Source organism: Pyxidicoccus sp. M6 (assembly GCF_055568925.1).
The window spans coordinates 11505897-11517636 of sequence record NZ_CM145714.1; the positions used below are offsets into that span (position 1 = coordinate 11505897).

At 70.2% G+C, this 11740-nt stretch carries 6 protein-coding genes; 3 read left to right on the top strand and 3 right to left on the bottom strand.

Annotated features, from left to right (window positions below; genetic code table 11):
* Nucleotides 1-58 precede the first annotated feature (58 nt).
* Entirely contained in the window at nt 59-367 is a 309-nt protein-coding gene (locus tag ACVTJA_RS45225) for a hypothetical protein (RefSeq protein WP_465830129.1), read from the bottom strand.
* Between the two features lie 177 nt (nt 368-544).
* On the opposite strand from ACVTJA_RS45225, the gene ACVTJA_RS45230 reads away from it, so the two are divergent.
* Nucleotides 545-2662 carry a BamA/OMP85 family outer membrane protein gene (locus tag ACVTJA_RS45230; protein ID WP_465830131.1) on the top strand — a complete coding sequence of 706 codons (2118 nt, stop codon included), beginning with the start codon at nt 545-547 and terminating at the stop codon, nt 2660-2662.
* Nucleotides 2659-7425 (top strand): translocation/assembly module TamB domain-containing protein, encoded by a 4767-nt coding sequence (locus ACVTJA_RS45235; RefSeq protein WP_465830132.1) that lies wholly within the window; start codon nt 2659-2661, stop codon nt 7423-7425. Before ACVTJA_RS45230 ends, ACVTJA_RS45235 begins: the two co-directional genes overlap by 4 nt.
* Nucleotides 7426-7458: 33 nt before the next feature.
* Here ACVTJA_RS45235 and ACVTJA_RS45240 read toward each other — a convergent pair whose 3' ends face one another.
* Nucleotides 7459-8511 (bottom strand): hypothetical protein, encoded by a 1053-nt coding sequence (locus ACVTJA_RS45240; RefSeq protein WP_465830134.1) that lies wholly within the window; start codon nt 8509-8511, stop codon nt 7459-7461.
* 206 nt (nt 8512-8717) lie between these two features.
* On the opposite strand from ACVTJA_RS45240, the gene ACVTJA_RS45245 reads away from it, so the two are divergent.
* On the top strand, nt 8718-10091 hold the full coding sequence (locus ACVTJA_RS45245) for a hypothetical protein (protein ID WP_465830135.1): 1374 nt from the start codon (nt 8718-8720) through the stop codon (nt 10089-10091).
* A gap of 51 nt (nt 10092-10142) precedes the next feature.
* On the opposite strand, the gene ACVTJA_RS45250 is transcribed toward ACVTJA_RS45245, so the two are convergent.
* A complete protein-coding gene (locus tag ACVTJA_RS45250) occupies nt 10143-11396 on the bottom strand; it encodes a DNA alkylation repair protein (RefSeq protein WP_465830136.1) in 1254 nt (417 codons plus the stop codon).
* Nucleotides 11397-11740 lie beyond the last annotated feature (344 nt).

The window sequence follows — 11740 nt, forward strand, 5'->3', positions numbered from 1 at the left end:
TCTCCGCCGGAGGGATGTCGAAGAGAAGAAGCCTTCCGCCGCCGGGCGGAGGGCCGCCTCACTCGATGCACTTCACCTGGCCGGGGAAGCCGTCGAACACGGCGCACCGGCGGTTGGAGTTGGCGCACTCCAGACGCTCGCAGACGTCGTCATAGACGCAGATGGGCGGCGAGCGGCCGAACTCAAGGAAGATTTCGGCGCAGAGCTGATACGGGTCCTCGCAGCCGAACGAGCCGCAGTACTCCGCGTCCGCCAGGCTCTCACCCTCCTTCAGCTTCACGACTTCGTCATCGTCCACGCCGCACGCGGAGCCGAACAGCGCCAGCGTGGAGAACAGCACCGCTCGCATTCGCCAGGACAGGGCCATAGGGGGCCAATCTTGCGCACCTCGGCCCGGCTTGCACGTGTCGCCGCATTACGACGGGCACTCCGCGCGAGACACCGGACACTGTTGACTTCGGGCAGGTCTCGGAATGCGACAGTGGGGCGGATTTCCCCTGGCAAGAGGCGAGTCAGCGACAAACGTTCCGGCTAGAACCGCCCCGTGGCCGCCGCCCAACTCCGAATCCTCCGCCTCGCCACCACCGCCGCCCTGCTGCTGCTGGCCGCGTGCGCCACGACACAGGAGCGTCCTCCGGGCCCCAAGGTCAACGACCTGAAAATCGAGGGGACGAAGCAGGTCAGCGAGGGTGACATCAAGGACCGCATCCTCACCTCGGAGACGCCGTGGTGGGGCTTCTGGCCCTTCGGCGGCCCGCGCTACTTCGACGCCAACGCCTGGCAGGCGGACCTGCGCCGCATCCAGCGCTACTACCAGGCCCAGGGCTTCTACGAGGCGGAGGTCGTCTCCAGCGAGGTGAAGCCGCAGGGGGCCAATGCCGTCTCCATCGACGTGAAGGTGCAGGAGGGAGAGCCCACCCGCATCGGCGACATCCAGGTCTCCGGCCTGGACGCCCTCCCCCAGGAGTTCAGGAAGGAGCACGGCGACCGGGTGATGGCGGACCTCCCCCTGAAGAAGGGGGACATCTTCCGCGAGGCGGCCTGGGAGGAGACGAAGGCCCAGGTGCAGGGCCGGCTGCGCGAGCTGGGCTACGCGGAGGCGGAGGCGGGCGGAGAGGTGCGGGTGGACCTGGCCACGAAGCAGGCCACGGTAGACCTGCGAATCACCCCGGGCCCGCGCTACCGCTTCGGCAACACCTTCGTCGCCACGGACGCCAATCCCCAGGTCCCCCCGCGCCGCATCATCGAGCAGGTGCAGGGCAGCCTGAAGAAGGGGGACTGGTACAGCGAGACGGCGCTGGCCGAGGCCCAGGCGCGCGTGTTCCGCATGGGCGTGTTCGGCGCGGTGAAGGTGAACCGCGGCGCGCCGGACCGCGAGTCCGGCACGGTGCCCGTCGTCGTGGACGTGCGCGAGTCGCCCTTCCGCTCGGTGCGGCTGGGCGGAGGTCTGGGCGTGGACGCCGCGCGCCAGGAGGTGCGCGTGTTGGGCGAGTGGTCGCACCGCAACTTCCAGGGCGGACTGCGCCGTCTCACCATCCGCGGCCGGCTGGGCTACGCCTTCATCCCCAGCGTCCTCAACCGGAGCAAGGACGGCCCCGTGGGCGAGGTGACGACGGAGTTCGAGCAGCCGCGCTTCCTCTTCCGCGACTTGCGCCTGCAGACGTCGGTCACCGCGGAGAAGGGCCTGGAGCAGGCGTACGACTATTGGGGCGGGAAGCTCCAGGCGGGCGTCATCTGGCAGCCCCACCGCAGCCTCTCCATCTTCCCCTCGTACAACCTCGAGGTGTACCGGCTGACGGGCCGGGTGAGCGCGGACGCGCGCGTGCCCCCCGTCATCCTGGGCTGCGCCAACAACCTCACCCAGTGCGACATCGCGCTGAGCTACCTGGAGGTGGCCATCGCGTGGGACCGCCGGGACGACCCCATTGAGCCGCGCGACGGCTACTACCTGGCGCTGTCCGTGCAGAAGGGCGGCGGGCCCTTCTTCGGCCAGTTCACCTATGTGCGCCTGCTGCCGGACCTGCGCTTCTACCGGGCGCTGGACGAGGAGCGGCGGATGATTCTGGCTGTGAAGGCGCGGCTGGGCACGCTCAACCCGGCCGGCGGCGGGCAGAGCTCCATCGTCACGCGCTTCTTCTCCGGCGGCGCCACGGCCATGCGCGGCTTCAACGGCCAGCGCCTGTCTCCCCTGGCCGCGCTGCCCACCGAAGGCCAGACGGGCCCCAACGGCGAGGCGACGGCGGAGTGGGACACGGTGCCGGTGGGCGGCAACAGCATGTTCGAGAGCTCGGTGGAGCTGCGCTACCAGTTCACCCAGAGCCTGATGGCGGCCGTGTTCTGGGACTCCGGCCTGGTGGGCATCTATGACTACTCCTCGCGGCTCGCCCCCCGACTGTTCGGTCCCGAGCACTACCACGCGATTGGCGTGGGGATGCGCTACCTCACGGTGGTGGGGCCCATCCGGCTGGACATCGCGCGGCGGTTGAACATCGGCAAGGGATTGCCCGTCACCAGCCCGGGATACATCTATCCCGAGTCCGGGGGCTGCTTCGGCATTGGCAGCAAGTGGAGGCCGACCGGGCCGACATCGCGCGACGCCACCTACGCGGGCTCTCCGGAAGGGCTGTGCGCGCTGCACCTGTCGATTGGAGAGGCGTTTTGAGCAACCGCAAGCGCTGGGGACGCAGGTTGCTGTGGGGGCTCGCCGGCCTCGTGGCCCTCGTGGTGCTGGCCGTTGCGGGTGCGCTCCTCTACCTCACCGGCCCCAGCGGCGAAGCGTGGCTCGTCCGCAAGGGCGTGGCCCTGGCGAACGAGCAGCTCTCCGGACGTCTGGAAGTGGGCGGATTGGATTTGTGGCTGGGTGGCGCCGTCCTCACGGACCTGAAGCTGTATGACCCGGAGGGCGAGCTGGTGGCGGAAATCGCCAGGGTGGAGGCGCGCGTGCGCCTGGGCTCGCTGGCCCAGCAGCACGTGGACCTCACCGCGGCGAAGGTGGAGCGCCCGCGCCTGTACCTCGCGCAGGACGAGCGCGGCCTCAACCTCTCCCGCGCGCTGGAGCCGCGCACCCCCAAGCCCGAGGAGCCCCCGCAGCCCCGTGGCAAGCTGCGGTTGGACCTACGCGAGCTGGTGCTGGAGGACGGCTACGTCGACTTCCGGCAGGAGGTGGAGGACGGCCCCGAGCGCCACGTGCGGCTGGAGGACTTCGACGCGAAGGGCTCCGCCAGCTACGCGGCGGCGACGCAGGGCCTCGACGTCAACCTGGACGCCACCGGTGGGCTCGCGCTCCCCGTGTCCGGGCCGGTGCGCCTGTCGCTGAAGGGCGGCGGTGAAGAGGGCGCGCTGAAGGCGGACGTGGGGCTGGAGGCCGCGGGGCTGGTGCTGGACGCGAGCGGCAACGTGAAGCTGCCGCCGGAGTCGCCTCCCGGTCAGCCCGAGGGGAAGATGCAGGCGCAGGTGACGGTGCGCCGCCTCTCGGCGCCGCCGGAGCTGCTCAAGGGCTTCGTGCCCACGTATCCGCTGCTCGTGCCCGTGTCGCTGGAGGGCACGGCGGCCATGGACGGGGACCTCGCCAACGTGGACGCGCGCGCGAAGGCGGCGGACGCGACGCTGGCGTTGAAGGGCGACTGGGATTTGGAGCACATGCGCACGAGCGGCGTCACCGCGAGGGTGCGCGACGTGGACCTGTCGCAGCTCGTGGCGGAGGGGCCGAAGACGAACCTGCACGCGGACCTCGACGCGAAGGGCGGCGGCACCAGCCTGGAGACGCTGGACGGCACGGTGGACCTCACCGTGTCTCCGTCCGAGTACCAGGGCCAGCCGCTGGGCCCGGTGGAGCTGGAGGCCAGCGCGAAGAATGGCCAGTACGTGCTGTCACGGCTGCAAGTGCTGCTGCCGGGCGCGTCGCTGCGCGCGCAGGGCCAGGGCACGCAGGAGAAGATGCGCGTGGACGGCGGCTTCACCGCGGGCAACCTCGCGCTGCTGTCGCAGGCGCTGACGAAGCTCTTGCCGGGCACGGTGGGCCCCATGTCCGGCAGCGGCACGCTGGACTTCGTCGTGGAGGGCCCGCTGCGCACGCCGGGCCTGGAGGCGCACGGCGGCTTCGCCTCGTTCTCGTACGGCCCGGACCTGGCGCTGAAGGACCTCACCGTGAAGGTGGAGCTGCCGGACGTCACCCGTCCGCTGGACACGGATGCCTCGCTGGTGGTGTCCGAGCTGCGCTCGGGCACGCGCACCTTCAAGGACCTGGCCGTCACGCTCGCCACGCGCGAGCGGAAGCTGGACGCCACGGTGCGCGTGCAGGGAGACGCGCAGCTCGGCCTCATCGTCGGAGGACTCGTGGACGAGGACGGCCAGGGGCTGGCGGTGGACGCGCTGACGCTGTCCTGGCCGGAGGCGACGTGGCAGCTCCAGCGCCCCACGCACGTGGGCTTCGGCGGAGGCCGGGTGGAGGTGGAGCCCGCGCTGACGCTCGCCTCCGGTTCGCAGCGACTGTCGCTGCGCGGCGCGAAGGAGGGGCAACAAATCTTGGCGCGCGTGGAGCTGGGCGCGGTCGATTTGACGAAGCTGCCGCACGCCTTCGTCCCCGAGTCGCTCGGCCTGGGCGGCACGGTGACGGGCTTCGTGTCCGCGCGAGGCCGGCTGCCGCGCCCGGACGCGGAGGCGAACCTCCGCCTGGAGGATGGCCGCGCGCAGGGCTACGAGGGCCTCCAGGCGACGGTGGAGGCGCGGTACGTGAAGGACCGCGCCTCCGGGAAGCTGTCCGCGAGCCTGCCCGTGGCGAAGCTCGCCGCGGACTTCGACGTGCCGGTGCAGGGCGTGCTGAAGCGCCGCCGCGACGCCATGTCCCTCAAGGTGAACCTGGAGGATTTGGACGTCGCCGGGGTGATGAAGCTGGCGAAGCAGCCGGAGGGCCCCAGCGGCCGCCTCTCCGGCACGCTGGCGGTGGTGGGCCCCGCGCGAGAGCCGAAGCTGGACTTCCTCCTGCGCGGCCACGACATCCGCTACCAGGTGCCGCCGCCGGGCTTCTCGTTGAAGACGCCCGTGGGCTTCGAGCTGCGCGCCGCGTCCGACGCGAATGACGGCACGTTGGACGCGCGCCTGGAGTTGCAGGGGCTCGCGCAGCAGGCCTGGGTCGCGCTGCGTACGCCCTTCACGCTGGGCGGGCTGATGGCGAAGCCGCCCACGCCCGACGAGGCCGTGGCCACGGCGCTGGAGGTGGAGGCGCGCGTGCAGGAGCTGCCCCTCACGCTGCTCGAGGGCATGCCCGGCGTGGAGCAGCCGGGCGGCACGGTGTCCGCGCAGCTCGACCTCAACGGCTCGGTGCTGGTGCCCCAGGGGAAGCTGGCCGTACAGGTGGCGGGGGTCACCGCCAACGGCGTTCCTCCGCAGAGCGGCCAGCTCACCGTGACGGGCGGCGAGAAGGACGTGAAGGTGGCGCTCTCCGTGCAGCGCGAGGCAGGCCCGCTCGCGCAGCTCGACGCCACGCTGCTCGCGCCGCTGGGCGCGCTGCAGGACCGCGAGGTGTACGGCCGCATCCCCTTCCGCATCCGCGGCCGGCTGATGCCGGTGTCCATCCAGGAGCTGCCGGGAATCGCGCAGGCGCACACGGGGCCTCCGCCCACGCCGGGCACCCAGACGCAGGGGATTCAGGGCGTGCTCGCGGTGGAGGTGGCCGCGCGAGGCACGCTGGACACGCCGGAGGTGGACCTCACCGCGGGCGTGCAGAAGCTGGGCGTCGGCACGCTGGGGCTGGGACAGGCCCGGCTGCACTACGCGTACAAGGGCATCCACTCCGCCTTCGACGCCATGCTCACCGCGCCGTCGGGCGGCACGCTGCTGGTGACGGGCGGAATGGATTTGGACGTGTCGCTGCCCGCCTTCGAGAAGGGCCTGCAGTACACGCGCGCGCCGCTGGAGGTGTCGCTCAAGGCGCGCAACTTCGACCCGTCCTTCCTCTCTGGCGCCACGGAGATGGTGCGCAGGCTGGGCGGCATGGTGCAGGCGGACGCGCAGCTCGCCGGCACCGTGGGCGCGCCCACCTTCCAGGGCACCCTGGCGTGGAAGGACGGCGTGCTCGGGCTGATGGGCATGGGCGAGTACCGCGACATCCAGCTCGCCCTGGAGGCCAACCAGGAGTCCATCGCGCTGCGCACGCTGGAGGCGAAGGCCGGCAGTGGCACGCTGCGGCTGGAGGCGCCGCTGACGGCGGTGCGCACGCGCTCGGGCGAGTTCGAGCTGTCCAGCCCGCAGGGCAACGAGCACCCGCTCGTCACGCAGGACTTCCCCATCATCTACGACGACCAGCTCATGGCCCTGGTGAGCCTGCGCGGGAAGGTGGAGGGCACGCTGTCCGAGCGGCTCGTCAACCTGCGCAACGTCTCCATCCCCGAGGCCACCATCACCCTGCCGGAGCTGAAGCGCAAAGATTTGCAGCCGCTGGAGCGTCCCGGGGACATCGTCCTCGTGCGCAACGGCGTGCCGGTGGAGCGCAAGAAGCGCAAGGCACAGCAGCAGCAACAGACGCCGACGGAGAAGGACCAGGAGGAGAACATCCCGGACGCCACGCCCAGCGGTGGACGCCCGTCGGCCGTGGGCGGCAGCGGGGCGACGCAGGCGGAGGACCTGGCCAAGGCCATCGACAAGGCCGGCGCGGACGAAAACGTCGTCACCGAGCAGGAGGCACCGCTGCGCTCGTATTGGATCAACGTGAATGCGCCGCGCAACCTCTGGGTGAAGGGCTCGGACGTCAACGTGGAGCTGGGGCTGTCCGAGGACTTCCGCGTGGAGTACCGCAAGGAGGCGCGCATGTTCGGCGAGGTGCGCGTGCTGCGCGGGCGCGTGGACGTGCTGGGCCGCCGCTTCGACGTGCAGCGCGACAGTCAGGTGCGCTTCACCGGCCCGCCGGCGACGCCGTACATCAACGTCACCGCCGAGCACCGCAACGACAACGCGAAGGTGACGGTGTTCGTCACCATCCGCGGCCAGGGCCGGGACATCACCCTCAAGCCCACCAGCGACCCGCCGCTGCCGGAGTCCGAAATCTACACGCTGCTCGCCACCGGCCGCCGCACGCTGGAGCGCGGCTCGGGCGCGTCGATGACGGCCAGCGCGCAGGCGGCCTCCGTGGTGGGCTCGCTCGTGGCCAACGAGGCGCGCAAGGCGCTGGCGGCGAAGCTGCCGCTGGACGTGCTCTCCATCGAGGCCGGCCAGTCCGGCCTCGCCGGCACCAAGCTGGAGGTGGGCACGTACGTGACGGACAAAATCTACGTGGGCTACACCGGCCGCGTCGGCGCCAACCTCCAGCAGGGAGAGAACGCCAACGCCGTGCGCTTCGAGTACCAGTTCGGCCCACGGTGGAGCCTGGAAGGCCAGTACGGCGACGCGCGCTCGGGCGGCCTGGACCTCATCTGGAGCAAGGAATACTGACGAGGCCCCAGGAGCCCGAGCACGCGCGCACGGCTACAGCGCGTAGAGCGCGAAGCAGGTGCCCACGGGGCCCGAGCCGGAGGTGGGCGCAGTGGGCGCGCTCTGCCATGCGCCCTCCACGCCGCACTGGTGCCACTGCGAGTCCCCGGAGGACTGCACGCACGTGCGCGCGGGCACGGAGCGGCCCAGCGTGGCGGAGGAGCACCACGGATAGGACACGGTGCACGTGGTGGGCTTCGTGGTGCTGCCCGCCGTGAAGACGCCCGTGGCCAGGCACTGCCGCCACATGGCGTCCGACGAGCTCTGCACGCAGCCGTCCACCGGCAGCGCGGCGCCCGCCGTCTCGGAGTAGCACGTGACGGGCGCGCTGCCCCAGTCGTAGGCCGTCTTGAAGCGGTTGTAGATGACGGCCATCAGCGACGAGCCGCCCACGGTGGTACGGCCGCACTGGAGCGCGTACGCGCCCACCCACGGCGTATACGTGTAGAGCGCCGCGGTGGCCTTGGTGGCGGGCGTCACCGCGCATGGGTCCGACGTGTTCTTCGTCAGGCCCACCTTCCACCCGGCGATGGTGGTGCGCCCCGCGTCCAAATCGATGAAGTAGCCGCGCATCTTCTTGGCGGAGCACTCAATCTGGTTGCCGAAGCCCACGTATTGCGCGTCGCAGCCGCTGCCGTCCGGACAGCCACAGCCGGTGGCCTTGGAGAGGTTGTTGGAGGTGCCGCTCTGCACGAGGCTCGACTCGCCCTGGATGCGCGCGAGCATGTAGAGCGGGTTGATGGTGTACGCCTTGGAGCGCTCGACGATGAGCGCGGCGGCCGTCTTGTTGCTCCAGGCCGGGTCCTTGTACGTCGCCAGGTACGAGCCGTTCTGCTGGAGGAAGGCCTGCACCTGCGCGGTGGTAATCCACTGGCCGCCGGTGATGTCCGCGTCCTCCATCAGCCGGTTCATGTCGTACTTCGTCGTGGCCTCCTGCAGCACCTGGCCCGTCAGCTCATCGATAACGGGCTCTCGCGCTTCATCGACAGGGCCACAGCCGGCCGCCACCAGCGCGGGCAACAGGAGCATCCACACTCGCGTCTTCATCACGTCTCCGGGGGGAAATGAGGGGAGCCGTGCGTCTACCTGGGCCGGTGTGCGGCTCTCAAGAATTTCTTGTTTTTAAAGACTGGCGGATTGTTGACCCCTGGTTGGATGGAGGTCTCGGGGGGCTGACAGGCGGGCCCGCGAGGGCACCGGCACGTTCGTCGGATGACGCCACGGCGCGGCGAAGGAGTAGCGTCACGGGCCGTATGCGCACTCCCTCTCCGAAGCGGATGAAGCGACTCGCGTTCCTCACCCTCGGCCTGCTGGCGTTGGCGGGCTGCTCCAGCTCGGACGACGACGACGGCACGAAGCCCGGCTCGGACGCTGGCGTGGATGCCGGCACGGGCGGCAACACCGACGCGGGCACCGGCGGCAACACCGACGCGGGCACGGGCGGCAACACCGACGGCGGCACCCAGCCCTCGGCGTGCCTGGGCGACTCGTTCCTGACGTCGCTGGGGAAGGACAAGCTGCTGGTGGGCGCGAAGATGGAGAACAGCACCGCCACCAGCGCGGCCTTCGACGTGCACTACCTCTACGTCTCGAGTTCGCTCACGGAGTCGTCCAGCGTCTGCACGGCGTGCAACGACTCGTGCACGACGCAGGAAGGCTCCTGCGGCCAGTACGCGTGCGCGTGGTGGGGCTGCTGGCAGGACATCGCCGTCAGCCCGGGAGCGCTGGTGCGCGACTTCGTCCGCACGGCGAAGGGGCGGGGCCAGATTCCCTTCATCACCTACTACGTGCAGCTGCTGGGCAGCCGCGCGGGTGAAGGGTCGGCGCAGCTCGGCGCGCTCAACAACGTGAACTTCCTGCGGCGCTACCTGAACGACTGGCGCTTCGCGCTGCAGCAGGTGGGCAACGAGCGCGCGCTGCTGCACCTCGAGCCAGACCTCTGGGGATACGTCCAGTTCAACGCGCCCAATGGAGACCCGGCGCAGGTGCCGGCGCCGGTGGCCACGGCCAACAGCACGGACTGCGGTGGGCAGCCGAACAACGCCGTGGGACTGGCGCGCTGCATGGTGGCCATGGCGCGCAAGTACGCGCCCAACGCGAAGGTGGGCCTGCACGCGAGCCCCTGGGCCACGAAGATGGACGTGTACCTCAACACGCAGGCGTCCTTCGACGTGGCGGGCGAGGCGCGCAAGGTGGCCGACTTCCTGTTGAAGCTGGGCGCGGCCGACACGGACTTCATCGCCATCGAGGCGGCGGACCGTGACGCGGGTTGGTACCAGGTGCTGCAGAACGAGGACACGTGGTGGGACGCCTCCAACGCCACCCTGCCCCACTTCCACCAGGCCTTCACCTGGGCCAAGGCCCTCTCCGAGCGGCTGAACAAGCCGAACTTCTGGTGGCAGCTCCCGGTGGGGAACATGTCGCTGCCCAACTCGGGCGAGAAGTGGAAGGACAACCGCGTGGACTACTTCTTCGCGCACACCGCCGAGCTGGCCGCCGCCCACTCCGTGGGCTTCGCGTTCGGCGCCGGCATCGACGGGACGACCACGCCGGAGTCGGACAACGGCAATCTGGTCAACCGCGTGAAGGCGTACAAGCAGGCCGGTGGCCAGAAGCTGTGCCCGTAGGAGTGAAGTGAGGCCCGGGCCGCGGGGTGAAGCCGCGGCACGGTGATGCCGTCACGACCGGGCGCGATTCCTCGCCCCGGTCCTGCTTCGCGCCGGGGCCGCATTCTTCGCCGTGGCCCGCTTCGGAGCGGGAGCAGCCTTCTTCGCGGTGACCTTCTTCGGCGCGGGAGAGGTCCGCTTCGGCGCGGGAGCAGCCTTCTTCGCGGTGACCTTCTTCGGCGCCGGAGTGGCCCGCTTCACCGCGGTGGAAGTGCCACGCTTCGCGGCGGGCCTCTTCGTTGCAGCCTTCTTCGCCGTCGTGGCACCACCGCGCTTCGCGGCGGACTTCTTCGCCGTGGCGGAAGTGCGCGTCGCGAGCGTCGCCTTGCGAGCCGCACCGGCCTTCTTCGCGCGAGCCGGAGCCGCCTTCGCATGAACCGGAGCCTTCTTCGCCGCACCAGCGGCGCGAGCCGGCTTCGCCCCCTCGGGAGACTTGCGCGCGCGCTTCGTCACCTTCGACACCACGCCCGCCACCACGTCCTTCGCATGGACCACGGCGCTCAGCGCGCCCGACGCCACGTCCTGCGCCTTCGCCGCCAGGTCCTTCACACCGTCCACGGCGCCCTTCGCCACGGCGGCGGCCTTCGCCACCCCACCCTCCTTCCGGGCGCGCATCTTCTCGATGTACCGCACCGCATCCGGCGTCTCGCAGGCGGTGTCACCGTGGTCCACCTCCACCTTGCCGATGCGCTTCGCCACTTCAATCGCCGCGTCGCCCAGCGCACCGCCGCGACCGCCAATGGCAATCAGCGCGGTGTTCATCGCCTCGCGCACGCGGTTCCGCGCGGTGTGAATGCCCTGCTCGATGCGCGGCAGCCAGGGAGCGAGCTCCTCGTCCGCCAGGTTCTGCGTCTTGGTGGCCAGCGCCGCGAGCAACTGCCAGCCCGCGCGCGCCTGCAGCTCCGTGGGCTGCGCCGTCCACGTCTCCACCGCCTGCTTGAAGTGCGGTGAGCGCAGCGCCACGTTGTTGACGAAGACGTCCACCAGCGAATGCCAGTTCAGCGCCTGCGCCCAGGCATTCAGGTGCTCCCAGGACATGGCGGCGGCGTCCGCCACCATCGTCGCCAGCATGCGCGCATCAGAATGGCCCGTGTCCCAGAGCGCCTCGGCGAGGCCCGCGTTCGTCTTGAGGCGCTTCCGCAACTTCTCCAGGTCCCCGAACTTCACCCCGAAGAGCGGCTCCGGTGCGCCATGGCGGAGGAACGTCTTCCGCGTCGGCTCCGAACCCAACGACTCCAGCGCTTTCATCGTTTCTTGGAGGTCCATGTCGCAGATTTCCACCCGTGAATAATTTTCCAATTCTGTTGCGCGATATACACTTGTTGTGTATGTTCCTCTTCGCCCTGTGAGACCCACGGGGAACGGATTACCCCGCAACTTTAGTTCTCCCCTCCGTGTTTGGGGTCATCCGTGCCTCACCCGCAGGTCGCCCCCCAACTGTGAGTCTGCATCCTGAGTCAGGGACGACCCGCACCCGCTTCACCGCGGGCCGCCCCACAACTGTGACTGCCCATCTCGTACCCGGGGCGGCCCGCACCTTTTCACCGCGGGCCGGTCCTCAGCACTGAATCGTCGTTCCCGAGTCCGGCCGGTCCGCACCTTTTTGTTCG